The 24,537-nt window shown below is 62.3% G+C and carries 25 protein-coding genes and 1 pseudogene; 14 read left to right on the top strand and 12 right to left on the bottom strand.

Annotated elements, in window-relative coordinates; genetic code table 11:
* Positions 1-247 precede the first annotated feature (247 nt).
* Positions 248-472 carry a hypothetical protein gene (locus tag JQ617_RS28890; RefSeq protein WP_212029284.1) on the top strand — a complete coding sequence of 75 codons (225 nt, stop codon included), beginning with the start codon at positions 248-250 and terminating at the stop codon, positions 470-472.
* Positions 473-1,101: 629 nt separating this feature from the next.
* On the opposite strand, the pseudogene JQ617_RS28895 reads toward JQ617_RS28890, so the two are convergent.
* A pseudogene (locus JQ617_RS28895) lies at positions 1,102-1,521 on the bottom strand (hypothetical protein).
* 93 nt (positions 1,522-1,614) lie between these two features.
* On the opposite strand from JQ617_RS28895, the gene JQ617_RS28900 reads away from it, so the two are divergent.
* Entirely contained in the window at positions 1,615-2,031 is a 417-nt protein-coding gene (locus JQ617_RS28900) for a hypothetical protein (protein ID WP_212029285.1), read from the top strand.
* A 51-nt stretch (positions 2,032-2,082) separates the two neighbouring features.
* Here the strand turns inward: JQ617_RS28900 and JQ617_RS28905 are convergent, their stop codons facing one another.
* Together JQ617_RS28905 and JQ617_RS28910 are read right to left on the bottom strand one after the other, a co-directional pair.
* A complete protein-coding gene (locus JQ617_RS28905; protein ID WP_212029286.1) occupies positions 2,083-2,505 on the bottom strand; it encodes a hypothetical protein in 423 nt (140 codons plus the stop codon).
* 90 nt (positions 2,506-2,595) lie between these two features.
* Positions 2,596-2,940: a DUF1236 domain-containing protein gene (locus tag JQ617_RS28910; protein WP_128962304.1), complete on the bottom strand. Its 345-nt coding sequence runs from the start codon at positions 2,938-2,940 to the stop codon at positions 2,596-2,598.
* A gap of 279 nt (positions 2,941-3,219) precedes the next feature.
* Here JQ617_RS28910 and JQ617_RS28915 point away from each other — a divergent pair, with 279 nt between their 5' ends.
* The 3 genes from JQ617_RS28915 to JQ617_RS28925 all read left to right on the top strand — a co-directional run bounded on the left by JQ617_RS28915 (position 3,220) and on the right by JQ617_RS28925 (position 5,978).
* Positions 3,220-3,840: a response regulator transcription factor gene (locus JQ617_RS28915; protein WP_212029431.1), complete on the top strand. Its 621-nt coding sequence runs from the start codon at positions 3,220-3,222 to the stop codon at positions 3,838-3,840.
* Positions 3,841-3,970: 130 nt separating this feature from the next.
* The gene (locus JQ617_RS28920; RefSeq protein WP_212029287.1) at positions 3,971-4,366 is read left to right on the top strand and encodes a PRC-barrel domain-containing protein; all 396 of its coding nucleotides are present in this window, start codon (positions 3,971-3,973) and stop codon (positions 4,364-4,366) included.
* Between the two features lie 208 nt (positions 4,367-4,574).
* Positions 4,575-5,978 carry an ABC transporter substrate-binding protein gene (locus JQ617_RS28925; protein ID WP_212029288.1) on the top strand — a complete coding sequence of 468 codons (1,404 nt, stop codon included), beginning with the start codon at positions 4,575-4,577 and terminating at the stop codon, positions 5,976-5,978.
* A 22-nt stretch (positions 5,979-6,000) separates the two neighbouring features.
* Here JQ617_RS28925 and mdoH read toward each other — a convergent pair whose 3' ends face one another.
* The 4 genes from mdoH to JQ617_RS28945 all read right to left on the bottom strand — a co-directional run bounded on the left by mdoH (position 6,001) and on the right by JQ617_RS28945 (position 10,752).
* Positions 6,001-8,118: a glucans biosynthesis glucosyltransferase MdoH gene (gene mdoH, locus JQ617_RS28930; protein ID WP_212029289.1), complete on the bottom strand. Its 2,118-nt coding sequence runs from the start codon at positions 8,116-8,118 to the stop codon at positions 6,001-6,003.
* The gene (locus JQ617_RS28935; protein ID WP_433996800.1) at positions 8,106-9,566 is read right to left on the bottom strand and encodes a glucan biosynthesis protein G; all 1,461 of its coding nucleotides are present in this window, start codon (positions 9,564-9,566) and stop codon (positions 8,106-8,108) included. The genes mdoH and JQ617_RS28935 overlap by 13 nt, the downstream gene beginning before the upstream one ends.
* 208 nt (positions 9,567-9,774) lie before the next feature.
* Positions 9,775-10,395 carry a hypothetical protein gene (locus tag JQ617_RS28940; RefSeq protein WP_212029290.1) on the bottom strand — a complete coding sequence of 207 codons (621 nt, stop codon included), beginning with the start codon at positions 10,393-10,395 and terminating at the stop codon, positions 9,775-9,777.
* Positions 10,396-10,431: 36 nt separating this feature from the next.
* Entirely contained in the window at positions 10,432-10,752 is a 321-nt protein-coding gene (locus tag JQ617_RS28945; RefSeq protein WP_212029291.1) for a PepSY domain-containing protein, read from the bottom strand.
* 471 nt (positions 10,753-11,223) lie between these two features.
* Here JQ617_RS28945 and JQ617_RS28950 point away from each other — a divergent pair, with 471 nt between their 5' ends.
* From JQ617_RS28950 to ligD, 3 genes are read left to right on the top strand one after another with little or no spacing between them, the layout of a single operon-like run.
* Entirely contained in the window at positions 11,224-12,906 is a 1,683-nt protein-coding gene (locus JQ617_RS28950) for a DNA polymerase/3'-5' exonuclease PolX (protein ID WP_212029292.1), read from the top strand.
* Positions 12,906-13,469, top strand: a complete 564-nt coding sequence (locus tag JQ617_RS28955; protein WP_212029293.1) for an MOSC domain-containing protein — start codon at positions 12,906-12,908, stop codon at positions 13,467-13,469. The genes JQ617_RS28950 and JQ617_RS28955 overlap by 1 nt, the downstream gene beginning before the upstream one ends.
* A 12-nt stretch (positions 13,470-13,481) precedes the next feature.
* Positions 13,482-14,429 (top strand): non-homologous end-joining DNA ligase, encoded by a 948-nt coding sequence (gene ligD, locus JQ617_RS28960; protein ID WP_212029294.1) that lies wholly within the window; start codon positions 13,482-13,484, stop codon positions 14,427-14,429.
* 28 nt (positions 14,430-14,457) lie between these two features.
* Here the strand turns inward: ligD and rnhB are convergent, their stop codons facing one another.
* Positions 14,458-15,282, bottom strand: a complete 825-nt coding sequence (gene rnhB, locus JQ617_RS28965; RefSeq protein WP_212029295.1) for a ribonuclease HII — start codon at positions 15,280-15,282, stop codon at positions 14,458-14,460.
* A 234-nt stretch (positions 15,283-15,516) separates the two neighbouring features.
* Here rnhB and JQ617_RS28970 point away from each other — a divergent pair, with 234 nt between their 5' ends.
* Complete coding sequence (locus tag JQ617_RS28970) at positions 15,517-16,620, top strand: DNA topoisomerase IB (RefSeq protein ID WP_212029296.1); 1,104 nt, start codon at positions 15,517-15,519, stop codon at positions 16,618-16,620.
* Between the two features lie 365 nt (positions 16,621-16,985).
* On the opposite strand, the gene JQ617_RS28975 is transcribed toward JQ617_RS28970, so the two are convergent.
* Both JQ617_RS28975 and JQ617_RS28980 read right to left on the bottom strand, forming a co-directional pair.
* Positions 16,986-17,402 carry a hypothetical protein gene (locus JQ617_RS28975; RefSeq protein WP_212029297.1) on the bottom strand — a complete coding sequence of 139 codons (417 nt, stop codon included), beginning with the start codon at positions 17,400-17,402 and terminating at the stop codon, positions 16,986-16,988.
* A gap of 20 nt (positions 17,403-17,422) precedes the next feature.
* Entirely contained in the window at positions 17,423-17,623 is a 201-nt protein-coding gene (locus JQ617_RS28980; protein WP_212029298.1) for a hypothetical protein, read from the bottom strand.
* A gap of 791 nt (positions 17,624-18,414) precedes the next feature.
* Here JQ617_RS28980 and JQ617_RS28985 point away from each other — a divergent pair.
* Positions 18,415-20,064, top strand: coding sequence for a sensor histidine kinase (locus JQ617_RS28985; RefSeq protein ID WP_212029299.1), 1,650 nt, complete (start codon positions 18,415-18,417; stop codon positions 20,062-20,064).
* A gap of 28 nt (positions 20,065-20,092) precedes the next feature.
* Positions 20,093-20,467 (top strand): response regulator, encoded by a 375-nt coding sequence (locus tag JQ617_RS28990; RefSeq protein WP_212029300.1) that lies wholly within the window; start codon positions 20,093-20,095, stop codon positions 20,465-20,467.
* Between the two features lie 58 nt (positions 20,468-20,525).
* On the opposite strand, the gene JQ617_RS28995 is transcribed toward JQ617_RS28990, so the two are convergent.
* Entirely contained in the window at positions 20,526-20,690 is a 165-nt protein-coding gene (locus JQ617_RS28995; RefSeq protein ID WP_212029301.1) for a hypothetical protein, read from the bottom strand.
* Between the two features lie 192 nt (positions 20,691-20,882).
* On the opposite strand from JQ617_RS28995, the gene JQ617_RS29000 reads away from it, so the two are divergent.
* The 3 genes from JQ617_RS29000 to JQ617_RS29010 all read left to right on the top strand — a co-directional run bounded on the left by JQ617_RS29000 (position 20,883) and on the right by JQ617_RS29010 (position 22,185).
* A complete protein-coding gene (locus JQ617_RS29000) occupies positions 20,883-21,260 on the top strand; it encodes a response regulator (RefSeq protein WP_349630658.1) in 378 nt (125 codons plus the stop codon).
* A complete protein-coding gene (locus JQ617_RS29005; RefSeq protein ID WP_212029302.1) occupies positions 21,235-21,462 on the top strand; it encodes a hypothetical protein in 228 nt (75 codons plus the stop codon). Before JQ617_RS29000 ends, JQ617_RS29005 begins: the two co-directional genes overlap by 26 nt.
* Before the next feature lie 372 nt (positions 21,463-21,834).
* Complete coding sequence (locus JQ617_RS29010; RefSeq protein WP_212029303.1) at positions 21,835-22,185, top strand: response regulator transcription factor; 351 nt, start codon at positions 21,835-21,837, stop codon at positions 22,183-22,185.
* A 16-nt stretch (positions 22,186-22,201) separates the two neighbouring features.
* Here JQ617_RS29010 and JQ617_RS29015 read toward each other — a convergent pair whose 3' ends face one another.
* Entirely contained in the window at positions 22,202-24,535 is a 2,334-nt protein-coding gene (locus JQ617_RS29015) for a PAS domain S-box protein (RefSeq protein ID WP_212029304.1), read from the bottom strand.
* Between the last annotated feature and the right edge of the window lie 2 nt (positions 24,536-24,537).

Below are 24,537 nucleotides of genomic sequence, written 5' to 3' on the forward strand. Positions count from 1 at the left end.
GCGACGAAGGCGGTGGTCGCCAACAAAAGACGTTTGTTCATCTGATCCTCCTGAAACATGGTGCCCATCAACATGCAATGTCGCCTTCAGTTCCAACCGGGAATTAGTGGCAATGCTTTTCGCTTTCTCGCTATTGCTTTCGCGGAAGCCGCTTTCTCAGCCACATCGTAAGTTGGGAAAAAAAGGAACTTTCACCTTGCGCTCTCGTTTGCGTGATACTTGAAACGCTACTGGAGGAGAGGACATCATGAAGAAATTGATCGTGTGCGGCGCTCTCGCCGCTTTCGCTCTTGGCACCCAGGCCGCGAGCGCCGCGGAGTTCTATATCGTGCGCGACGCGACCACGAAGAAGTGCACGGTCGTCGACAGCAAGCCGACCACCACCACCACCACGGTCGTCGGCGACGGCGTGTACAAGACCAAGGTCGAGGCGGAATCCGCTGTGAAGACCACGAAGGTCTGCACCGAGTAACTGAAGGGCCGCCAGGTCCTTCAGATAGAATCGGAATGGAGGAGAACGTCATGCCCGTCATTTTGTTGTGGGCCGTCCCCGCAGTCATCTTCGTCGGCGGTGCCGGATACTTCCTGGTTCACATGCACTGAACCGGTTGACGACGGAGCGGCCCGTCCGGGAAAAACCCGGCGGGCCGTTTTCTTTTGGATGGACGCGTCTGCGTTTCAGCCCTCGACCACGAATCGCAGCGCCATGACGATCGCGGCGGAGGCGAGACAGGAGATCGCGAGCAAAGTCCAGTGAGGCCTGGTGCTTCCGCGAGCCACCCGAACAACGAACATCTTGAGCCGCGTCAGCATTCCTCTCTAGGAAGCCGGTCGAGGTACGCTATTCCGAAACTCGCGAGTTCTTCGGTATCGCTTCCTCGTTCTTCCCATCTCCTCCGCAGATGACGCTGCAGCAGGCAACGCCGGTCATCTCGAGCGTCGATGCCCGGGTGCCGCGACCGGTACACCGTCCATGCGGTCTCCGCGGCAGTCTTCAACACTGTATCTTCGAACATCTTCGCGCTCCGGCCGCCGCATTCCTTTCGACGCAAACTCCACGCGCGGACGAAAGTTTCCAGTTTTTCCCGATCGCGAGGGCGTTTACGCCTTCGCCCTTACTTTCTCGCGTGCCGCGCGGCGGCGCTGCGAGCGCCTGCTTCGGGCGCCCCTTGTCCAGGCGAGGAGCCTTGGAATGGCCTTTCTCGGAGGCGGGGATTTCGGCGGAAGCCCCTAGCTCCGCCTGCGCCTCGACAGGCCCTGCTTCCATGAAGTCGAGCACGGCGCGCCCGTTATGGGTGATCCGCCATCCGCCGTTCAAGCGCTCGACCAGTCCTTGCGAGAAAAGGTCGAGATCGGGGACGCGGGCGGCAATGCGACGAGTTCTGTCTGCCCACTCGCGGCCGCGCTGGTGGCCACCGCGCTGGTGGCCAGGATGGCCATGTCCGCTTGAGATCCGGCCATGACGGCGAACCCGTCGGGATAGCTGACGAGGATCTTGAGCACCGTGACTTGGAAGTTCACGCCGTATCCTGCTTTGCCGAATGCCGCCGCAGCAGCAACCATTGCCTATTTTTCCCGTTAACGGCCGGAGCACGCAATGAGAAAGGAATTCCGATGAAGAAGATTGCAATGTCGGCGCTCATGGTCGGCGCCCTCGGTCTGGCCTCGGTGGCCACGACGTCTCCCGCCGAAGCTCGCTGGCGGGGTGGTGGCTGGGGCCCGGGCATCGCCGGCGGCCTGGTCGCAGGTGCCGTGATCGGCGGGCTTGCGTCCTCGGCGTACGGTTGGGGCCCCGGCTACGGATATTACGGCGGACCCGGCTACTACGGCGCCGGCTATTACGGCGGCCCGTACGCCTACGATTACGGGTACGACGAACCCTATCGCTGGGGCGGCGGCTACACCAGTACGTACTACAGCGCCCCTGTCTCCTATGGCTACCGCTATCGGCGCGTCGTGCGACCCGCATACGCTTACTACGGCGGTTCCTATCCCGTGATCCGGCACCGCTGGCATCGTCACTACTGGTGAGAACGGTCGCTACAAAGCAAAGGGGGCCGCGCTTCGGAAGGCGCGGCCTTTCTACCACCATTGGACTGAGAACGGGTCGCGCCGGTCGAAGGCGAGCTGCCGCTCGGGTATTATTTTCGACGGTTTAGCCGCGCGCTTGCGGTGCGGACGGGGCGCTGCGGAGACGCGTGCCGGCTGATCTTTCTTGGACACTGGAAGAGGCGCTGCGGGCGCGGCGGCCATGGCTTCGCGTACATGCTGCTGCGGCCGTTCAGCCACCGGATCGGCCTGTGCGACGGCTGGAAGGTCGGACCGCGGCCGCGTATCGAAGACGATCTTGTCGGGAAGTCTTCTCGCCGAGGCGATCCGGATGATGGTTCTGTCGGGGTCGGCCGCCGCCGCGCGTTCGACGGGAGGCGGCAGGTATCTGTCGGCGGCGAAGAGCAACGCCAGCAGCAGAGCGCCGACCGAGACGAAGTAGCGGATGATGGGCATGGACGGCCGCTCGCGGGAAAGGCATCAACACTCGGCGGGGGCCGATTGACGTCGGGACGGGCCGCCGTTCGGCGACCCGCCCCGAAGGACTCAGTCGATTTCCTGAACGACCGTGCGGGTCGACGGGTCGACCAGCATCACGCGTTCGCCCGAGTACACGTAGCGATACCGGGTGAGCGAGGGACCCCAGTCGGCGGGCACGGCCTCGAGTTCGACCTCACGCGGCACCGGCTGGCCGATCACGATCTTCTCGCGGGTCTCCACCGGGCGGATCTTGTGTTCGGTCACGTAGGTGCGGATCTTCGTACGGTATTCCGGTTCGATCTGGACCGCGGCGGCGTGACCCGTGCCGGTGGTGGTGACGACCGTGGACTGTGCCATCGCGCCCGTCGAGATCAGCGCGGCAACCGCGCACGTCAGCATCAGCTTCTTCATGAATGTCTCCCTCTCCGCAAAGTGCGGCATGCGAGAACACGCGGATGGTGGCAAGGTTCCGGATTTGCCACAGGTGGTTTGCCTATTTTTCCCGTCGGATGCATTTCCTCGCAGCCTCGGCTTACTGTCGGAGCAAGGAGCGATCCGGAGATCGGGACTTGCGTTCTTAGAGCGCTTCGCCCGTCTTTCCGTTAGGACGATACCGAACCAATGGTGCGTGCCCGGCGTTCCTGTCGCGAGAATCGAGGATCGTCGGTGCGGGACAAAACAAAATCGGTCATGCGGGTGCTGGTTGTCGACGACCATCCTGTCGTCGTGACGGGATGCCGCGCGCTGTTCGCATCGGACCGTTCCGTCGAAATCGAGGAGGCCTTCGACGCGAAGACGGGTCATCAGGCGTACTTGCAGCAGCATCCAGACGTGACCGTCGTGGACCTGAGGCTTCCAGACCTGACGGGCTTCGAGCTGACGCGCCGGATCCGCAAGGACGATCCCGGCGCGCGGATCGTGATGCTCAGCGTGAGCGAGGATCCAGCTTTCGTGGTGCGCGCCGTCGAAATGGGCATTCAAGGATACGTCTCAAAGAGCGACAATCCCAAGATCCTGGCCGAGGCGATACGGAAGGTTGCAGCGGGCGGGCGATTCGTATCGCCTCGCCTGGCCGAAGCGACGACCTTCGCCGGCGCGGAGATCAAAGCAAGCCCGTTGACACGGATGAGCGCACGCGAACTCGAAATACTCAGGCTGCTGGGGAGGGGAGACCGGATAGCGGAAGTGGCGTCCGAACTCGGCATCTCCTACAAGACCGTCGCGAACGTCACTTCGGCGCTGAAGACAAAGCTGGGCGCCAAGAGCCACTCGGACCTCGTCAGGGTGGCGGTCGAGATCGACCTGCACTGACAGTGCAGCGACACCGCTCGCTTCTCGCAATCTCCATTCCTTGCTGCACGGCGCTCCGCGCGTTCCAGCATCGGAACATTTGCCATTTTATCCCGTTGGATGGGTCCGTTACGAAATGAGGAGTTCGGATATGAGGAAGAATCTTGCAATCGGATGTCTACTGGCCGCGACGACGGCGACCGGGGCCTTCGCTGCCACCACCGTGCTGACCACGGCGCCGACGGCAAGCTGGACTGTGACGAACTACTACAAGCAGGCCGTGTACGATCCGAAGGAGAGCAAGATCGGCGACATCGACGATGTCCTCGTTGACAAATCGGGCAAGATCACGGGGCTCGTCATCGGGGTGGGCGGTTTCCTCGGCGCGGGCGAGAAGGACGTCATCGTGCCGTTCAACGCCGTCAAGACCGCGAAGAAGAACGACAAGTGGTGGTTGACCCTCGACGAAACCAAGGACGACCTGAAGGGCGCCCCGGGCTTCAAGTACGATCGGGCCAGCACCACCTGGGTGCCGGAAAAGAAGTAACTGGACCATCGCGAAGGGCGAATGCGAGCGAAGCGCTCGCTCTCCGATCCAGGCGTGGAAATCTCGGTTCGTGCCCCGCCCGTCGCCAATCCAATCCAGAAGAGGCAGCTTCTCGATATTCGGTGCAATGAGGGAAGCTAGGCAGGAAAATAAAAGCGGCGCGTGAACCGATTCCTGAGCCACCCGTTTGGTGGCGGAGGTTCTGCCGATGACCCCGTCTGACCCTGCCCCGATCGCGCACAACGGACGCCAACGAAGGCTGCTGGTGGTGCTGGCGCTGGGTTTCCTTGTCTTCGCCGCAGCCGCCACGGCTCTCTACTACCTCCTGCAGCCGGAGACCTTTCGGATCGCGGTCGGCCCCGCCGGCAGCGACGACCAACAGGTTGTGGAGGCGATGGCCGAGGCCTTCGGCGAGGAAAGCAGGTCGGTCAGGCTATCGCCGATTACGACCGAAAGCGCGGCCGAATCCCTTGCTTTGTTGGGCGCCGGCAAGGTCGACCTCGCGGTCGGTCGCGGCGACCTGAGCATGCCGTCGGACGCGCAGACGTTGGCCGTGCTGCGGAAGAACTACGTCGTCCTTTGGACGCCCTCCGGCAAAACGGGCAAGGATTCCCGGAAGAAGCCGAAGGGGAAGATCGGAGAGATTGCCGATCTTGCCGGCCACAAGGTCGGCATCATCGGAAGAACCGGCGCCAATCTGGCGCTGCTGCGCACCGTTCTCGTCGGCTCGGGCGTGGATCCTGACAAGGTGACGACGGTTCAATTCGCGACCGACCAGATCGAAAGGCTCGCGCAGGACACCACTCTCGACGCCTATCTCGCTGTCGGTCCGCTCGACAGCAGGATCACGGCCGATGCGATCGCTGCGACCTCGCGTTCGCGCGGAGCCCCGAAGTTTCTTCCGGTCGATGCATCCGAGGCCATCGCCTTGAGGCAACCGCGCTACGAAGCTGAAGAGATCCCTGGAAGCGTCTTCAACGCCAATCCGGCCCGGCCGGAGGACAAAGTCGACACCATCAGCGTCAGCCATCTCATTGTTGCCAGGCGGACGCTATCGGAGGCCAAAGCGGCGGCCTTCTATCGCCAGCTGTTCGCGGTCCGCGACGCGATCACGCGACGCGCCGCCGGCGCCGCGCACATCACCAAACCCGATACGGAGAAGGAAACCGAGCCCTCCGTGCATCGCGGTGCCGCAGCCGTCATCAACGGGACGGAGCGGACCTTCCTAGACAAGTACAGCGACTACTTCTGGTTCGCTCTGCTTCTTCTGTCCGGCATCGGGTCGGCCGCCGCCTGGCTGCGTCGCTACCTGAACAGGGACGATCGGGACGATGACACCAGCCGCCGCAACCGCATCCTGGCGTTGGCGTCGGAGCTTCGTGAAGCGGGGTCCGAACAAGATCTGCTGGCATCGCGACGAGAAGTCGATGCGATCATCGCCGAAACGTTGAAGTGCTACGACGACGGAACGATCGAACAAGAGGACATGGTAGCCTTCGGCCTCGTCCTCGACCTGTTCGATCATGCCCTTGCAGACAGACGCGCGGCGCTTGAGAACGGCTCCGCTGATCCGGCGAGGTCTCCGAGCCCAACTCTGGCCTCGCGCCGATAGTCGCACCCGGCAGGTCAAATCCTCATCGCTTCTCCAGTACGGTGGAGAGCACCGGGCCGTTGTTCAGGATTGACAGGATCTCCCGCGAGGACAGATGCGCTGCGGCTTCCTCGAAGGTATCGCTTGCGTCCACCTTGGCTCGGCCGACCGCCAGGTTCGCATCGACCGTGTCAGGCCGGGCGGTGCGCGGAGGTGGAAGCTGCGCCAAGTGGAAGCGCAGGAGCGCGGAGTCTTCGCGCAGCGCTACCAGAGCGGGTTTGATGCCGGCCTCCGCCGCAGCGCTCAATTCGTTGGCCCGGCGCAGGACCGAAGGCGGCTCTCGGTCTTCAGGGGTGGCAAACAGTTTGCCGGGCGCGGGCCCGGCCGTCAGCGCCCCGATAGGGATAGCGAACAGCAGCCCGACGATCACTGGCGCCATCCAGAGCAGAAGTGGCAACGAAACGGCGTAGGCGCTTGCGGCCATCGCGACCCCGCACAAGGTCGGAACGCCGTACTTCCGATAGAGCTCGCGGCGCTCCACCGCGCCGTCGTCGCGCCTTTGCGTCTGCCAGCCCGCATCGCGGCCGGCCAAAATCTCGACGACCCCGATCGACTGAAAGATCATCATCACCGGCGCCATCAACGCCGAGACGATAATCTCTGCGAAAACGCCGGCCGAGGTTCGCAATGCGCCGCCGAATTGGCGTCGCTCCGAGCGCCGTATCCAGACGAGGAGCAGGCTGAGCAGCTTCGGCAACAGCAGCAGTCCCATCGTGGCGACGAACACCCAAATGGCGAGCACGGGATCCTGGGCCGGCCAGGTGGGAAAAAGTGAGAAGCCCTTGGGAAAGTATTCCGGACGCACGAAGCGGGCCTGCAGCGAGATGAGCATTCCCAGCAGCAGGAACAGCAGCCACAGCGGCGCCGTCAGATAGGCCCCAATCCCCACCATGAAATGCAAGCGCGACAGCCAATGGAGACCGCGTGCAGGCACGACAGCGAGGTGCTGAAGATTTCCTTGGCACCAGCGCCGGTCGCGCGCGGCGAAATCGAGCAGCGAGGGCGGAACCTCTTCGTAGCTTCCGCGGAGCATCGGCAGCATGTAGATGCCCCACCCGGCGCGCCGCATCAACGCGGCCTCGACGAAATCGTGGCTGAGGATGTGCCCGCCGAACGGCTTGCGGCCCCGCAGCCGCGGCAGCGCCGCCGCTTCGGCAAACGCCTTCACTCGGATGATCGCGTTGTGGCCCCAGTAGTTGCCTTCGGAGCCGTGCCACCAGGCGACGCCGGCGGCGATCATCGGTCCGTACAGCCGGCCCGCGAATTGCTGCACGCGGCTGAACAGACTTCGCGCATTGACGATCAGGGGGAGCGACTGAACGAGCCCGGCGGTGGGATTGGTCTCGATCGCATGGACCAGTCGGACGATGGTCTGCCCGCTCATGAGACTGTCGGCGTCGAGCACGATCATGAAGTCATAGACGGCGCCGAACCGCGTGATCCACTCGGCGATGTTTCCGGCTTTGCGCGCCTTGTTGTCGGCGCGGTGGCGATAGTACAGCCTCGATGTGCCGACGGCCTGTCGCAATGCGAGCAGTGCCTTTTCTTCGGCGACCCAAATGTCTGGATCGGTGCTGTCGCTCAGAACGTACCAGTCGAACAGCTGTCCGTGCGAGGTCGTCTCCAGGGATTCGATTATCGCACGAAGCCGCGCCGTCAATCGGTGCGGGTCTTCGTTGTAGGTCGGCAGCAGCATGGCGGTGCTGCTCGAAATCGAAGGCAGTTCCGCGCCAGTCGCCGCATCCGGACGATGCGCCAGCAGCACGAAGAAGCCGGCCAGCGCGGATGCGAACGAGAAGGCGACCCAGGCGAGCAGCACCAAGAAGAGCGCCAGCACCATGGCTTCGAGGACGGTGACGCCCCCGACCTCCAGCACGCGATACATCTCGTAGCCGCCGGATCCCGTGAGCGCCGCCGTCGCGAGCAGGATGAGGCCGCGCCGCCACGCCATCGCGGGGCCGGCCGGCTCGGGAATACGGTCGAGTGCCCGATTCTTTCCCAGGTCGCCAGGAGCCATCGCAAGCGGGGCTTCCCGCGGCAGCAGGCGCTGGGTCGCAGTATCGACGACGGCAAGTCGCGGCGCCGGGCTCACGGTGCCCATCGGTAGACCCAGATTTCCGACAAGGGCTTTTCGCCCTCCATTAGAAACGCCCGCAGCTCGATCGGTTCGCCCTTTACCTGGCACTGGAAGCTCAACCGCCACCCACCGGTGTAGGGGTTGGGCTGCGTCACGATGTTCTTCACCTCGGACTTTTCCGCCGTCACCACGCCTTTGACGCCCGCGGGATCGATGCCTTTCAGGTTCTCACCGACCAGATCGAGGACGAAGAGGCGGGCGTCCTCGCCTCGCGCTCCTATTCCGCTTCGCGTAAAGCGGGCCAGCGAATGCGGCTTCGGGCTGTCCGGCCCCCAATGCAGTCGATAGGTGTAGTTGTGTTCGCCCTTGGCTTGCAGCGGATTCTTTGGCCGCCAGAACGCGGCGATGTTGTCGTGGACCTCTTCCTTCGTCGGAATTTCGAACAGGACGACGCCGCCCTCGCCCCAATCGCCGATCGGCTCCATCCAGAGACTTGGGCGTTTTTCGAAGCTGGATTCGATGTCCTGGTAGGCGAAGAAGTTTCTCTCCCGCTGCATCAGCCCGAACCCGCGCGGATTGAGATCCTGAAAGGTGCTGATCTGGAGATCGCGGGGGTTGCTGAGCGGCCGCCAGAGGCTTTCACCCTTCCCATTGAAGATCGCAAGGCCGTCGGAATCGTGGACCGACGGACGGAAGTCATCGATTTCGTTGCGGTCGTTCGGACCGTAGAAGAACATGCTGGTCATGGGCGCGAGACCGGCCCGCGGCATTTCGACCCGCGGGTAGACCGACATTTCGACGTCGAACACCGTCGTGTCCCCGGGCCGCACGGTGAACCTGTAGCTCGCTGCGCAGCTTTTGCTGTCAAGCAAAGCATGGATCACCAACGATGTTGCACCCTGCGCCGGCCGCTCGAGCCAGAAAGACTTGAACAGCGGAAACTCCTCGCCCTTGGCTTCGCCGGTATCGATCGAAAGTCCCCGCGCCGAGAGCCCGTACGTCTGCCCCTTGGCTACGGCGCGGAAGTAGCTTGCGCCGAGGAAGACGCAGACCTCGTCATAATAGTCGGGACGGTTCATGGGCGCGTGGATGCGGAAGCCTGCAAACCCGAGATCGACGTCATCGAACGCCGGGACTTTCTCGCCGAAAGAAAAGTCCGTCTTGCGGTACTTGAGCTCGGTAGCCTTCCCGTCCGCGACCTCGAAGATGGTCACCCTGTTCTTGTAGAAGAAGCCGCGATGGAAGAACTGCGCCTCGAAGGGAAGGTTCTTACCGCGCCAGAGCGCGCGCTCCGGCAAAAAGCGGATCGAACGATACTGATCGTAGTCGAGCTCCTTCAATCCGCTGGGGAGCTTCTCGTCCGGCGCCTCATACGGTTTGCCGGCCAGCGCACGCGCCAAGTCCCTGACCGTGGACGACCCAAACGCGTCATCCGACGCAGCGGCGCAACCGCTGCGCGAGGCGAGCAGCAGCGCCGGCAGCAACGCAGACCCTTGAACAAGTTGCCGTCGGTTCACGTGCACTCCTACCCGCTACTGCTGCCGCGGCCATGCAACGACCGCCAAGCGAGCGAGTTCCACCGCGCGCCCAGCATTGATGCCGCGCCCCCGGTAAATCAAGCAAACGCGCGCGAAGCTTTCTGAAAAGGCGACCCGCCCGGAGGCGGGTCGCCTTTTGACCCTACCGCACGCCTGCGCCGTAGAGTTGGCGCTCGCGGCGGACCTCGTCTGCCCCATAAGGTTGCGCCGCCGGATCGTAGCTCTTCCACCCCGACTTTTGCCAAGCCGCGCTGCGGTCGCGCAGATTGACGGCCGATTGGTCGAGCATCGCTTCGTAGCGCGCACGATCGCCGTCAGGAACGCGGGCCGAAACCATCGCGCCGCCGCGCCTTACGCCTTCGGCATAGAGAGGTGCTTCTTCCTCGGAAACGCCGGCTTGCGTCAGCGCACCGACCACTCCGCCCGTGGCGCCGCCCGCGACCGCGCCCAGCGCCGTCGAGGCGAGCCATCCGGCCGCGACCACCGGACCCAAGCCCGGAATGGCCAGCAGTCCAAGGCCCGCGAGCAGACCGGCTGCGCCGCCGAGACCCGCGCCGACGCCGACCCCCGTGGCAGCCCCTTCCGCACGATCGTCGACACCGTCGCGGTCGCGATCGACTTTATTGTCGGTGCTGTACCAGTTGTCGGAATTGTTCGCGACGATGCTCAAGTCCGAATGCGGCAGACCCGCTGCTTCGAGGTTCGTTACCGCGCGCTGCGCGTCCGAGTAGTTGTCGTAGAGACGTGAAATCGTGACGGTCATTTTGAATCCCTTGTCTGTGTTAGCTACTGCGCTCGGTTACTTGGCCGCGTTAACGTTGCCCTGAAAGTCCAGGCTGACGTTCGTCGATGTGCCGCCCCTGCTGGCCTTGCCGCGCCACACCCCGTTGTCGTCCTTCTTCAGGCCCGAGACGTCGGTGTACCCGGCCTGCTCGATCTTCGATTTGGCCTGGCCTTCGGTAAAACTGTTGGCGCCGGAGACGGGCTTGTCGGAATTGTTCTGGCCGGAACTGTTGACCGCATTGTTGTTCGGACGGTCGGTCGCCGGCGGATTTTGCGCGAATGACGGACCCGTCAGAAGCGAAGCGGCCGTCAGCAGCAGAAGAAGTTTCTTGTTCATGTCGTCCTCCAGTATTGGCCGGGCACAACATGTGCTGAGCTTAGAGGTTCCAAGTTTTCCCGGTTCGGATTGACGCAGCAGGGAGGCCGGGATGCAGGCGACGTCAGCGCCCGCGTCGACGAACGAATTCGCATCAGAGACGCCCGTCGCTCCCGATCGAACCATGAGAGGTAGTCGGCGTTTACCCTTACCATGTCAGACGCATTCGACTACTTCCGCGCCTACGCAGTCCGAGCTCTCTGCAAAGCGAGATCCATGCCGCGGGGCAAGATGAAGCATCTGCAACTGGTGGCCGGCCGGATCTACAATCTCCTCAAGAAGGAGGCTGCCTACGGCCCCAATGTCCAGCACCTTGAGGACTTTCGTGCAGCCCAGAAGCTCGAGGCCTCTCTCGATCGCCGGCCAAGTGAGCGCTCCGGCGGTCGCCTTGCTCCGGCGGCGCCACAAAGCTCGGATAGAGAGGCTAGTTGAATGCCTTCGCTCGACGCGCGCGGTGTGGCAAGCCTTCTGCGAGAGTACGCGCAGCGGACCGCCTTGCGAGGCGGCAATCCCTACCGGGCGAAAGCGTACTCTCGGGCCGCCGACAGCTTGGCGGCCTTAGCCGTTCCTCTGGACGTGCTCGTCGCCGAAGATCGACTTACCGAGATCCCGGGCGTCGGCGACGCGATAGCCGATATCATCACCAAGCTTCATAAGACGGGCAGTCATCCGAGCCTGGAAAAGCTGCGGAAGGAGATTCCCGAGGGCGTGCTCGAGATGCTCGCTGTGCCTGGCCTTCTTCCGGAGAAAGTGCTGCGGCTGTACAAGGATCTTGGCATCGGCTCGCTCGGGGAGTTGGAGGCGGCCGCCAACGACGACCGCATCAAGAAGGCAAAAGGACTAGGTGCCTCACTGCAGACCAAGATCCTGCAGAACCTCGTGATCGCGAAAAGCGGAGAAGGCCGCCTCCACCTCCACCGGGCCGCCGCCCTGCTCGCGCACGCCAAGGCCTCTGTTCGCAAGGATCGCCCCGAACTCAAGCGCGTGACGATCGCCGGCGATTTCCGTCGAGGCTGCGAGCTCGTCGGCGACCTCGCCATCGTTGCGGAGGCTCCACAGAGCGCCAAGGCACAGAATCCGTCAGCCGCCGACGGACTGCAGATTCGGGTGTCGGATCGAAAACACTTCGGCGCCACGCTTCTGATCGCGACCGGCTCCGCCGCTCATATCGAGCAGCTCCGGACGCTGGCCGCCGAGAAAGAAATGCGCTTGGAACCCGACGGCCTGCACAAGGGGCGGACCCTGATCGCGGGCGACGAGGCCGATATCTATCGCGCGCTTGGTTTGCCTTTCATCGATCCCGAACTCCGGGAGGGGCGCGGCGAGATCGAGCGGGCTCTGAAAGGCAAGCTCCCAAAGCTTATCACCGACCAGGACCTGCGCGGCATTCTTCACTGCCACACCGATGCCTCCGACGGCACCGAGACGCTGGAAACCATGGCTAAGGCCACGCGCCAGCAGGGCTTCGAGTATTTCGGCGTAGCGGACCATTCCAAGTCTGCCCACTATGCCGGCGGTCTCTCCGTGGAGGAGATCGCGCAGCAGCACCGGGAAGCCGACCGTCTGAACAAGCGCTTCGGCAAGGACTTCCGGATCCTCAAAGGTATCGAGTCTGACATCCTGGTGGACGGGTCGCTCGACTATGACGACGACGTTCTGGAGCGGTTCGATTTCGTGGTCGCCAGCATCCATGGGCGCTTCAAGCTGGATCGCAAGGCGCAGACGCAGCGCCTGCTTCGGGCTATTTCCGATCCTCACACCACCATCATCGGCCATATGACGGGGCGACAGCTCCAGCGGCGGCCTGGTTACGAAATCGATGTCGAAAAGGTGCTGCGGGCGTGCGCCAAGCACGACGTTGTGGTCGAGATTAACGCCCACCCATGGCGGCTCGACCTGGACTGGCGCTGGCACAAGGCGGCCCTCGACTTCGGTTGCATGCTGAGCATCAATCCGGACGCCCACTCGATCTCCGAACTCGACCACATGCACTGGGGCGTCCAGATGGCCCGCAAAGGCGGCGTCTCTGCCGACGCGGTCCTGAATGCGATGTCGCTCTCGGAGATCATGCGCTACCTGCGCCAGAAGCGGCGCTCGCTCGCCCGCGCCGCTTGATGCCGCAGAAGCACGATTTCTCATTGCAGGGAAGGGTAGTGGCGGTCGCCGCCGACCGCGGGCACCACTTCAGCAAACCAACTCAGGACAGCATAACACTGGTGGAAGGCCACGGCGTCGAAGGCGACGCTCACGCCGGCCCTTTCGTCCGGCACCGCTATTTGGCACGCCGCCGGCCCCGTCTGCCCAATCTCCGGCAGGTCCACCTGATCGCATCCGAACTCTTCCTGTCCCTCCTCGAAGCCGGCTTCGAGGTTGGCGCCGGCGACCTCGGCGAGAACGTCACCACCGCCGGATTGGACCTCGAACGGATGCCGCTAGGGAGCCTGATCGAGCTCGGGCCGTCCGCGATCGTCGAGCTGACGGGCCTCCGGACGCCCTGCGTCCTCATCGACCGCTTCCGAGCCGGGCTTAAGCGGCACGTGCTCTCGTCGGCGGAAACGGCCCCTCCATTCAGATCCGGGGTGCTGGGCGCGGTACGGGCGGGCGGGACGGTCGCGGCTGGTTATGTCGCGCGGGTTCGCCTTCCGTCCTCCTCGTTTCGGCCGCTGCCGGCCGTGTAGAAAGACCCTACCATGGCCCGAAAATCGACCCTGCCTCGTCGCCTGCAGCCCATGCTGGCCACGCTGACCGATTTACCATTCGACGACCCCGATTGGGTCTTCGAGGACAAGTTCGATGGTTTCCGCATGGTGGCCGAGATCCGGCGTGGTCGGGTCGCGCTCTACAGCCGTAATGGGAAGATTATCAGCCACTCCTACGTGGAGGTCGCGAAGGCGCTTGAGGGCGTGAAGGCGGATGCCGTGATCGATGGCGAGCTCGTCGCGATCGGCAAGGACGGCGCATCTCATTTCCAGTTGCTTCAGAACGCTCTACGCCATGAAGCCAAGCTCTTGTACTGCGCGTTCGATCTCATGTTCGCGGACGGCGAGGATCTGCGCGCGCTGCCACTCTTGGAGCGCAAGAAGCGGCTCAAGGCCATCCTGCCACGTCACAAGCTGATCGCGTTCAGCAACCACCGCAAAGGCAATGGAACGAAGTTCTTCGCAGAAGCCGAGCGAAGGCATCTCGAAGGCATCATGGCGAAGCGCGCCGACAGCCCGTACGCGTCCGGAAGCCGGAACGCAGACTGGCTGAAGGTGAAAACGGCGCAGCGGCAGGAGGTCGTGATCGCCGGCTTCACAGCGCCGAGGCGAACTCGGCCCTTCTTCGGCGCTCTCGCGCTGGCAGTGCGGGAAAATGGCGCGTGGCGGTACATCGGCCACGTCGGCACCGGCTTCAGCCACCAGGTTCTCGAAGAGCTTCACGGTAAGCTTCTGAGGCTCCGGACGGCCAAGTCGCCCTTTCCCGCCAAGGTGAAGGATGAGCAGGTCACGACCTGGGTGCGTCCTTCGTTGGTCGCCGAGGTGAAGTTCGCGGAGTGGACCAGCAAGGGAGAGCTGCGCCAGCCGGTCTATCTCGGCCTGCGCTCCGACAAAAAGGCCAAAGAGGTCGTTCGCGAAAAGAGTTGGTCGCGAAAATAAGGCAGCGGATTCGGAGCAAAAGCCCCGGTCAGCCGCCTTCGCGCTCGGAGGCCGATGGCCACGGCGGCAGGGGCGGCAATCCGAGAGCCTTGCGTACAGGCCCGAACGACTTGCGGTGAGCCGCGCATGCGCCAAGCCTGGCGAGAGCATCGTAATGAGCTGGCACCGGATAGCCCTTATGATCCGCGAAGCCGTAGCCGGGGTGGGAGACGTCGAGAGCCCGCATGACCGTGTCGCGCTCGACTTTCGCAAGGATCGACGCAGCAGCGATGCTCGCGGACTTGGCATCGCCCTTGATGATGGCCTGCTGAGGGATGTCGACTTCCTTCAACCGCTTCGCATCGATCAGCAGATGCTGCGGCGTCAATCCTAGACCCCGGACCGCACGCTGCATAGCTTGGATGCCTGCCCAATAGATGTTGATCGCGTCGATCTCCTCGACCTCGACGAACGTCACGCACCAACTCTCAGCCTTTTCCTTGATCTCCTTCGCGAGTTCTTCGCGAGCCGCGGCATCGAGCTTTTTCGAGTCGTCGATTCCGATTATCCGCGTGCCGGGTTTCAGGATCACGGCGCCGGCGGAGACCGGCCCGGCGAGAGGGCTCATTCCAGCCTCGTCCACGCCTGCCACGGCATGATGGCCGCTTTCCCAGAGAGAGGTCTCGAAGCGTAGCATCTTGCGGAGGCGCTGGCCTTCGGACCGGTTTTCGAAGCGCCTCTTATCGATCGAAGCCAGGATGGCGCGGGCCCCCGCTCGGGCGTCAGCCCGCAAGATCTGTTCGACGCTAGTCTCAAGCGGTCTTTTCTCGATGACATAGCGCTGACGCAACGCATCGAGCGAATATTGGAACATAGCGGCCTTCGCACACTGACTGGCAGAGCCATGTCGGTGAACTTTGTGGCGATTGTCTGAAGTCGAGCCATGCCGTCTCTCATCGGCCTGCTTTGCCGAAGGAACCGGCGGCCTGTCGCGCTGTCAGCGAGTTACACATCGCTCCACCGACGTTAGAACGGAACCAACCGGCGTCGTTATCCTTTGTGAAAGGGCGGAGCCTCGATCCCGGAGTGCTTCCGAGGGGACCGACCCATGCTCCGACAGACCAGCAGCGAAGACCAGGTCCTGGACCGCACTGCCGAGGTCGCGGCCACCATTGCGGAAGAAGGCCTTCGTTATGTCAGCGACTCCGCTCCCGGCTACACCCGCAAGCGGACGGGGACTACCTTCAGCTACTACGACAAGGACGGCAAGCGCATCACCGATGCCGCCGTTATCCGACGCATCAAGTCTATCGGTATCCCGCCGGCCTATGACTCCGTCTGGATCTGCCCCTCGGCGAACGGACACATCCAGGCGACCGGGCTCGATGCTCGGGGGCGCAAGCAGTACCGCTACCACGCGAAATGGCGCGAGCTGCGTGACCAGAACAAGTACGAACACATCGTCCAGTTCGCGGCCGCGCTGCCCGCGCTGCGCGACCGTGTCGCGGCCGATATGAAGCTGGAAGGGCTACCTCGCGAGAAGGTTCTGGCCACGATCGTCAGTCTTCTGGAGAAGACTTTGATCCGGGTCGGCAACGTCGAGTATGCCGAGAAAAACAAATCCTACGGGCTCACCACGATGCGACGAAAGCACGTTGCCGTGGGCCGCGGCGTTCTTCGGTTCGACTTCACGGGCAAGTCGGGCAAACAGTGGAAACTTCGCGTCGAGGACAAGCGGATTGCCGCCATCGTGAAGCGCTGCGCGGACATCCCAGGACATGAGCTCTTCAAGTACCTGGACGACGACGGGCAGCCGCGTACCGTCGATTCAGGCGACGTCAATGCCTACATCAAGGACATCACAGGCGAAGACTTCAGCGCAAAGGATTTCCGGACTTGGGCGGGGACGGTTCTGGCGGCGTTGGCGCTGACCGAGTTCAAGAAGTACGACAGCCAGGCCGAGGCGAAGCGCAACGTCGTCGCCGCGATCGAGAGTGTCTCGAAGCAGCTCGGCAACACGCCCGCAATCTGCCGCAAGTGCTATGTGCACCCTGAAGTCTTGAATGCCTACATGTCCGGTGACCTCGTCAAAATCATCGAAGCCAAGATCGCTCGGAAGTTCAAGCGACAGTACGCCAAGCTCACGTCGGAAGAGATCATAGTGCTGGCGTTTCTGCGCAAGCGTCTCGATTCTTTGAAGGCTCTCGCCTAGTCCCGCGATCAGTTCTTAGACGGCGCTCTCCCCATCGGTTGCAAGCCGGCCTTAACAGCACGCGCTTTCGTCGGCGGAAACGAGCTTCGCCTCGAATCGGGGTGCTGGGCGGGTCCGGGCGACGGGACAGTCGCGGCTGGCCATAGCCCCGGGGTCGGCTTCCATCCTTATCCGGCCTTAGCGGGCTCTTTGAAATGCGCGTTCATAAATCGGCGGCCCAATAGCCGAATTGAAGCACATTGGATAGTTCGGAGCGGCATGTCCGCAAACAAGGTAACGGCGGTACGCTTGGGGCTGGGGAGGCAACCGACGGTCCGGGACTATCAAGCCGCCCAGCTCCGCTGGCGGCTTTTTCTTTGACCAAGCTAGGAGGCGTTCGCCCTTGCTCGTTCACGTGCCTCACGGCGACGCTCCCGGCGCTCGCGCCGCCGCTTGGCTCGATCGGCGGGCTGCCGCAGCGGGTGAACGGGCGACGTGGACACCGCAATGGAATCTTCAACCCCGAGCACCTCGACGGCCTCCGACGCCCCTGGGCGGGCCTCCATGAGGTCGAGCAATGCCCGTCCTTTGGTCGTGATCTTCCATCCCCCGCTAATGCGCTCGACCAGTCCTTGTGACCAGATGTCCAGGCCGGGCGCCTTGGCCGCGAGCCGCCTGGTCCGGTCCGCCCAGTCGCGACCACTGGTCGCCAGGATAGCCATGTCACGCTTGAGGTCGTCCATCACGGCAAACCCGCCCGGGTATGCCGCCAAAATCTTCAAAACGGTGACCTGGAAGTTCACGTCCGTCTCCCGGCTCTCAGTTAGCGCCACATCGTGGGTGCATGAGAGAGGGTCTTGCGGCCGACCTGTCTGAGGCCATCGGGCGAGACTTTGCCTCTGGTGGCGGCTTCCAGGATCTTCGATGCGACGTGCGTGCGCGTTCCGATCTCGCCGCGGGAGACGCTTTCGTAGATTTCGTCGAGGATCGCGCGCAAAAGCGCGGTCGTTTCCGTATCGAACATCAGATGCCCCGAGGAGGGAAAACGCCATCCTAGCGCACTCGTCCCGGTTTTTGGAACTCCGAAAATTCACTCGACCCCGGGAAAGCGGATTTCGGTGACGAGCTGCCGACACACCGTGCGGAATGAATTGCAACAAAAGCGGGTGTTCGGGCTTATGAACTCGGCAGGAGTTCCAATTTCATGATCGACCCTTTGGACAAGCAGGCCCTGGAAGTTCGCCTTGCGAGGTGCCTTGAGCTGGGGAAGCAATTCCCGAACGGACCGACCGCCGAAATGCTGCGAGATCTTGAAACCGAGTTGCGCGACGAGCTTCGAAACCTTGGGGGCGGGTCCCGCTTAGAACCATAGCTGACCCCTGCGCCCGTCTCTTCCCATAAGGCATCTGAAGTGTTGAGACCGCCACCGCTTGCGGAGGGCGTCTCATCACCGACGGGTCGATTCCGAGCGCAGTGTCATGGCGTGCGTCAAAGTGCGCTTTCTTCTGGCCCGAAGTAAGGATGCCTTCGACCACGCGAACGCCGAAAGGGCGCCTGCTCGGTGTCAAAGTTGCAGGTCTGCGATGGCCAACGAGGCGACCGCAGCGACATAACATCATGATCTGCACGCTCAGCGCCTTCGTTCTAAGGTGGCGCAGCCGACCATGTCGGATCTTTATTTGGAACCTTGGAACTGGGGTAAGCGTTTCAGGCGCGCTGGGGAAAAATGCTAAATCACCAATTTTACGGTCGAGGGGAGGGTTCGGGCCCGGACAGCCGGGTTGCTGCCAATATCCGTTCCCTGAAGGCTTCCTGATGACCCGGTCACCTGTGAAGCTCGCCGCTCCGCAGCGCGTGCGAACCTACCTTGCGCTGTTCGCCCTTGCCCTGATCCTCCCGGTACTCGCCGTCTCGTTCATCGGCTTGAATCGGATGGCGGCCATAGAGCAGTCTCAGATTGAGCGCCGCGTCATGCAGATCGCTCAGAACCTCCGTTTCGTCGTCGATAGAGAGCTGGATCGGGCGCTGGTCACCCTCGAAACGCTGGCGACGTCATCGGAGCTCCGGACGGGGAATATGAGCGCTTTTCACCGCCAGGCCGTTCTCGCGCTAAAACCGACTAAGGCAGCAATCGTCCTGATCGACACGTCGTATCGACAGCTCGTCGATACGTTGAAGGACTTCGGAGCCGAACTACCTCCGACCTCCGACCCGGTCACCGCGCAGCGGGTCATCGATACCGGTAAACCGCAGATCTCCAACCTTTTCAGGGGATCGGTCAATGGACTGCCCGTATTCAACGTCGAGGTGCCGGTTTTCGACGATGAAAAGCGCGTCCGCTACGTGCTGATCATGTCCTTCCAAGCCGCCTACGTCGCAGAGGTGCTAACCGAGGTCAGACTTGATCCATCGTGGCTTGCCGGCGTCACGGACAGCAAGGGGATCGTTCTGGCCCGGTCTCAGCAGCAGGACGAATATGTGGGCAAACCTCTGCCGCCCGAACTGTTCGAACAGACGAAAAACGCCGAGCAAGTCTATCCGGCCACCAATATTGCCGGCGATCGCATCTTGCGTGCGACTGTTAGGTCCGAGCGGGCGCCCTGGTTCGTGTCCGCAACCGTGCCGCTGTCGCATACGCAGGAACCTTACTACAGAGGCCTCTTCTTCGTCGCTCTGCTGGCGGCGATGGCGCTCGTCCTCGGCGGCTCCCTGGCCTACCTGTTCGCCAGGCTGATGGCGCGGCCGCTCGACGCGGCTACGCAGGCGGCAGCATCTGTAGGCCGAGGTGAGGACGTGAATACCGTCCAGACATCGCTCGTCGAGGCGAACGTGCTCATCGAGACCCTCGCAACGGCATCCAAGGAATTGAACGAGCGCGCGCAGCATTCCGATTTCCTCATGCGCGAACTCGTTCACCGGGCGAAAAACCAACTCGCCGTCGTCAAGGGAATGGCGCTGCAGACTGCACGCGAAAGCGCGACGGTGAACGAATTCATCGACCAATTCGATCGGCGAATCCTGGGCCTGGCGCAGTCGCAGGATCTCCTCCTCCGCCAAAACTGGCGGGGGGCTTGGCTGCACGATTTGGTCCGCGCCCACCTAGAGCCCTTCGGCGCCGGGTCACGCGCCGACATTAGCGGCCCGGACCTCTTCCTGGACACCACGGCGGTCCAGAATATCGGCTTCGCCCTACACGAACTTGCGACGAACGCATCGAAGTACGGCGTCTTGTCGACGGACGCCGGACGCGTGGTCATAGTCTGGCGGCAGGTCGAGGAGGGTGGGATACGGCTTTCATGGAGCGAAAGCGACGGTCCGCCATCGCACATGGAGCGGGAAGGATTTGGCCATCGCGTGATCACAGAACTGGTCCCGCGCGCGCTAAACAGCTCTTCCATACTGGACTTCACGCCGCGAGGCATCCGCTGGGAGATCTTAATACCGGCGGGCCATGTCGCCCGATGAATTGACCAAATAGCTTGAAGGAGCGGGCGTGGACGCCAGAAAATTGAAGGTGCTGATCGTCGAGGACGAGTTCTTCATCGCCCTGGACGCCGAAGATCAAGTCAGGTCGCTCGGTCACACGGTCGTGGGAACGGCAGTCTCGGCCGAGCAGGCGATCCAACTCGCAGGTCGAGAGAAGCCCGACGTCGTCCTCATGGACATCCGCCTCGTTGGACCCGCCGACGGCATCACCGCAGCGCTGGAAATTCGTTCGCGTTATGGCGTAGAGGCGATTTTCGTGACGGCGAACACTGACCCATCTACCCTCGCAAGGGCGCAATCCATTGGACCCGTCGGAGTGCTACAGAAGCCATTGACCAAGGAGCGGCTGGCCGCACATCTTGCGCTGCTGGCAGCGAAGTGACCACGAAGGCGGTGATTTTGATAGCCGAAAGTAGCCCGGCCGAAGCCGGGCTTTTGCTTCAGGGCCTCTGACCGCCCTGCTGCTTGTCGCCTGGCTTGTTCTGGCCAGGATCCTGGTTCTGCTGACCGGGCTTCTGGTTCGGGTTCTGCCCCTGCTGACCACCGCCCTGCTGGCTCTGCTGACCAGGGTTCTGTTGCTTGTTGGGATTTTGCTCGTCTGCCATGAAAAACTCCTATGCTTCATGTGTTCGAACCAAACCGACGAGGTACGAAGCGTTCCTATTTCTTCGACCCTCCGTGAGGAAGAAACCGGCGGAAGGCTCACGGCACGATATTCGGATCAAGCTTGCAAGGATTGTCGGAGGAACAGCAAATAGTTTCAACTGTTCGAACTTCCATAGGTTGGAGAGTTGAGTGTGGAGCAGAGCGTGCGAATTCTTTTAGTGGAGGACGACCCCCTTATCCGGGAGTTCGTGGTCGACGCCTTGCGTGAGGCAGGCTTCCACGTGGTCCACGCAAGTACCGGCGAGGAAGCTATGGCATGGTGCACGCGGCAGTTTGCGGACGTGCTCGTCACCGACATTCGATTACCCGGAAACATCGACGGCTGGCAGATCGCGGAACGCTGCCGGCAGCACGATCCCGCTCTCCCAGTTATTTACGCAACCGGCTTCTCGCCAGTAAAGCCGCGCCCGGTGCCCGGTAGCCGATGCCTGCAGAAGCCCTATCATCCGGATGACATAATCCGAGCCGTGCAAGAGCTCGACGGTGAGAGACGAAGCCGGGCCAACTAAAGCAGAACTGCACGCGTTGGAACCATGCCTCCATCCGAGCGATTGGCCAGAGCGCGAGGTGGACGGTGCTAAAACCAAAGCTTTCCGTCCTGATCGTGCTGGCGTCGTGATTTACCTGTTGCCCGGCGATAAACACGAAGACACTGTGCACGCCGACCCCTGCGTCACGACCGAGCAGACCGCCGCCAAGGCCGGCGCGTGAGTCCTGCCGACCGAACCCGAGCTTAAGATCGAGCCGAAATAGCGTGGAAGGAAACACCAGGCGCGCAAAGCTTCCTATCGGAAAGGCTTCTCCAAAGTCGCGAGCCGAGGTGAATAGTTCACGCGGCTTGCGGGCATCGAGGAAGCGCCAGACAAGGATATCGAGAAAGCGACGGCGCAAGGTGTTGAGCGCGCTGATTAAGCTGCCAGGAACGGGAGCATCCCGTCGCCGTTGGGACGATCCTGGCCGGGCTAGAGCGTGAACGATTTTTATTCCGGGTTCTGACGGTTGCCGGCAAGCCCGCTGGCTTGCCGCGGCAGCGATCGCGCCGTCGTCGGCAGAAGTGCCATCTGTCAATCAAGGAGCCCGCCAGTGCGAATACTCGTCGTCGAGGACGATGCCCTGATACGCGAGTTCGTCGTGGAGGCTTTGCGAGAGGAACGATACGACGTCATCCACGCGGCCAACGGTGAAGAAGCGTTGGCATGGTGCGGGCGGCGCGTCGCGGACGTTCTCACTACGGACGTAAGGCTACCCGGCGGCATCGACAGATGGCAGATCGCCGAGCGTTGGCGAGAGCACAACCCCGGACTACCCGTGATCTATGCGACGGGCTTGTCTCCCATCGTGCCGCGCCCGGTGTCGGGAAGTCTGACGTGCAGGCCCTACCATCCGGAGGACATCGTGAGAGCCGTGAGGCGGCTCGCTGAGGATCGAGCCTAAGCGAACCCTGAGAACTCTAACCTTTAGTCGCGATCAATTCCTTGATGCGCGCCGCCAAGCTGTCCATCGCAAATGGCTTCGTCAGGATACCCATTCCCTCTTGCGGCCGGTCCTTCGCAAAAACGCTTTTTTCCGCATAGCCGGTGATAAACAACACCTTTAGTTTCGGCCGATCCAGTCGGCCGAAGTCGGCCAATTGACGTCCATTCATCCCGCCGGGCAATCCAACGTCAGTCACCAGCAGGTCAATGCGCACATCGGATTGAAGAACACGCAGCGCACTTGAACCATCGGCGGCTTCGATCGCCGTGTATCCGAGCTCGGCAAGTACCTCTGTGACCAGCATTCGCACTGAAGGCTCGTCATCGACGATGAGGACCGTTTCGCCAGCACCAGCTCTCGGAGCGGCGGCAAAATCTCCAACGTCGTCTGCAGCAGATTCCCGCTCGTCATGTCGCGGCAGAAGAATGTGGACTGTTGTACCCGCTCCCAGTTTCGATGAGATGCGAACCTGACCGCCGGACTGCTTGGCGAATCCGTATATCATCGATAGCCCCAAGCCGGTGCCCTGTCCCAACGGTTTCGTTGTATAGAAGGGGTCGAATGCGCGCTGAATTACTTCATCCGTCATGCCTATGCCGGTATCAGAAACTGAAAGAACAACATACTCGCCGGCCTTCATCTCGCGCTCGGCAGCTGCGGGCTTGTTCAATGTGCAATTGTCCGTCTCGATCGTAATCGTTCCTCCATCGGGCATTGCGTCCCGGGCATTAATGCAAAGATTGAGCAGCGCGTTTTCAAGCTGGTTGGGATCCACCAGCGTGGCCCACAGTGAACTTCCCTCGACGGTCTTGACTTCGATCGCGGGCCCAACCGTGTTGTTGATCAGATCTCGCATTCCAGCAACGAGGCGGTTGACGTCCGTCGCCTTAGGGTCGAGAGTCTGCCGTCGTGAAAACGCCAGCAATCGATGAGTCAGCGCGGCTGCGCGGTTTGCGGCGCCTCGCGCCATCGAGATATATCGATCGACGTCCTTGTAGCGGGCCTGTGCGATGCGAATTTGCAAAAGCTCGAGGCTGCCGGAGATGCCCGTGAGCAGGTTGTTGAAGTCGTGCGCCAGGCCGCCCGTCAACTGGCCGACAGCCTCCATCTTCTGTGATTGGCGCAGGGCGTCTTCGGCCTTGGCGAGTGCGTCCTCTTGCCGGCGTTGCTCGGTGATATCTCGCGCAACGCAATACAGCAGCCCGTCCGCATTGACGGCCGTCCATGCGAGCACACGATAGTCGCCGCTTCGAGTCCGCATGGTGTTCTCGAAGTTGAAGGTCTTCTCGGCTGCCGCAAGGCGATCGAACTCCGCGCGGAACGCACGCACGTCGTCCGGGTGCTCAAGCCATTCCGAGGTCTTGCCCAGAATGTCGGCGGAAGACCATCCAAGGATCCGCTCCCAAGCCGGATTGACGCTGATCCAGACACCGTTGATGCTCGCAACACCCAGCATATCTTGACTGACCTGCCAGATCTGGTCCCGCTCCTGGGTGCGCTCCGCCACCCGAAGCTCCAGAGTCGAGTTCAAGGTCCGCAAAGCTTTCTCGGCAGCGTGCCGTTCGTTGACGTCGTGAAGAATTGCGGTCACGAACACGCGGCCGGCGCTGAGCCAGCGGGAAGCCGACACCTCGAGATAGCTGCTAGAACCATTCGCCCGGCGAGCCACAAGTTCGACTGCTCGCGGAGGGCTTGGATTGTCCAGAACGTCTCGCCAGAATTCGTCCCACCGCCTGGAGTTGTCGAACAGAGCCGATAGAGGTCGACCGATCAATTCCTGTTTGGTGTAACCCAACTCGCGAAGAGCCGACGGATTGGCGAACTGAATTAGGCCAAGCGCATCCACGGTGAAGATGGCATCCGGCGCGCTTTCGACCACGGCGTCGTAACGCGCGTTCTGGCGCTCGCGAAGCACCCGCTCTCGATGAGCGGACGCGGTGACGTCTACGATTTGAACAACACAGCTCAGATCGGGCATGGTCCCGAGCGGCCGGACCGAAATATTGTGTAGCATCTCCAGCCCGGCCCGTGTCCTGAGCGGCAACAGGTTACGGTTGAGGGTATGTGTCAGAAAGCTCGATGAATTCAGCTCCAGAGCCTCGGAAATCGAAGCAGCAAGGCGCGTGGAGAGCTCTCCCGGGAAGATCTCGGCGAGCGTCCTCTTACCGGCTTGCGGCGCCGTAACGCCACTGGCCGACGCAAGCCAATCGTTCCAGCCAATCACTCGCTGGTCGCGGTCAAGGATCGCGACGCCAGCGTCGAGCGCGTCGATCGCGGCAAGCAGCAGTTTCCGTTCAAGCTCGATCATTG

Source organism: Bradyrhizobium sp. KB893862 SZCCT0404, assembly GCF_018130885.1.
GTDB classification, from domain to species: domain Bacteria; phylum Pseudomonadota; class Alphaproteobacteria; order Rhizobiales; family Xanthobacteraceae; genus Bradyrhizobium; species Bradyrhizobium stylosanthis.

Excerpts from the sequence above, each read along its gene's own strand:
- JQ617_RS28890 (WP_212029284.1), top strand. The coding sequence starts at position 248 with ATGAAGAAATTGATCGTGTGCGGCGCTCTCGCCGCTTTCGCTCTTGGC.
- JQ617_RS28900 (WP_212029285.1), top strand. The coding sequence starts at position 1,615 with ATGAAGAAGATTGCAATGTCGGCGCTCATGGTCGGCGCCCTCGGTCTG.
- JQ617_RS28905 (WP_212029286.1), bottom strand. The coding sequence starts at position 2,505 with ATGCCCATCATCCGCTACTTCGTCTCGGTCGGCGCTCTGCTGCTGGCG.
- JQ617_RS28910 (WP_128962304.1), bottom strand. The coding sequence starts at position 2,940 with ATGAAGAAGCTGATGCTGACGTGCGCGGTTGCCGCGCTGATCTCGACG.
- JQ617_RS28915 (WP_212029431.1), top strand. The coding sequence starts at position 3,220 with ATGCGGGTGCTGGTTGTCGACGACCATCCTGTCGTCGTGACGGGATGC.
- JQ617_RS28920 (WP_212029287.1), top strand. The coding sequence starts at position 3,971 with ATGAGGAAGAATCTTGCAATCGGATGTCTACTGGCCGCGACGACGGCG.
- JQ617_RS28925 (WP_212029288.1), top strand. The coding sequence starts at position 4,575 with ATGACCCCGTCTGACCCTGCCCCGATCGCGCACAACGGACGCCAACGA.
- mdoH (WP_212029289.1), bottom strand. The coding sequence starts at position 8,118 with ATGGGCACCGTGAGCCCGGCGCCGCGACTTGCCGTCGTCGATACTGCG.
- JQ617_RS28940 (WP_212029290.1), bottom strand. The coding sequence starts at position 10,395 with ATGACCGTCACGATTTCACGTCTCTACGACAACTACTCGGACGCGCAG.
- JQ617_RS28945 (WP_212029291.1), bottom strand. The coding sequence starts at position 10,752 with ATGAACAAGAAACTTCTTCTGCTGCTGACGGCCGCTTCGCTTCTGACG.
- JQ617_RS28950 (WP_212029292.1), top strand. The coding sequence starts at position 11,224 with ATGCCTTCGCTCGACGCGCGCGGTGTGGCAAGCCTTCTGCGAGAGTAC.
- JQ617_RS28955 (WP_212029293.1), top strand. The coding sequence starts at position 12,906 with ATGCCGCAGAAGCACGATTTCTCATTGCAGGGAAGGGTAGTGGCGGTC.
- ligD (WP_212029294.1), top strand. The coding sequence starts at position 13,482 with ATGGCCCGAAAATCGACCCTGCCTCGTCGCCTGCAGCCCATGCTGGCC.
- rnhB (WP_212029295.1), bottom strand. The coding sequence starts at position 15,282 with ATGTTCCAATATTCGCTCGATGCGTTGCGTCAGCGCTATGTCATCGAG.
- JQ617_RS28970 (WP_212029296.1), top strand. The coding sequence starts at position 15,517 with ATGCTCCGACAGACCAGCAGCGAAGACCAGGTCCTGGACCGCACTGCC.
- JQ617_RS28980 (WP_212029298.1), bottom strand. The coding sequence starts at position 17,623 with ATGTTCGATACGGAAACGACCGCGCTTTTGCGCGCGATCCTCGACGAA.
- JQ617_RS28985 (WP_212029299.1), top strand. The coding sequence starts at position 18,415 with ATGACCCGGTCACCTGTGAAGCTCGCCGCTCCGCAGCGCGTGCGAACC.
- JQ617_RS28995 (WP_212029301.1), bottom strand. The coding sequence starts at position 20,690 with ATGGCAGACGAGCAAAATCCCAACAAGCAACAGAACCCTGGTCAGCAG.
- JQ617_RS29015 (WP_212029304.1), bottom strand. The coding sequence starts at position 24,535 with ATGATCGAGCTTGAACGGAAACTGCTGCTTGCCGCGATCGACGCGCTC.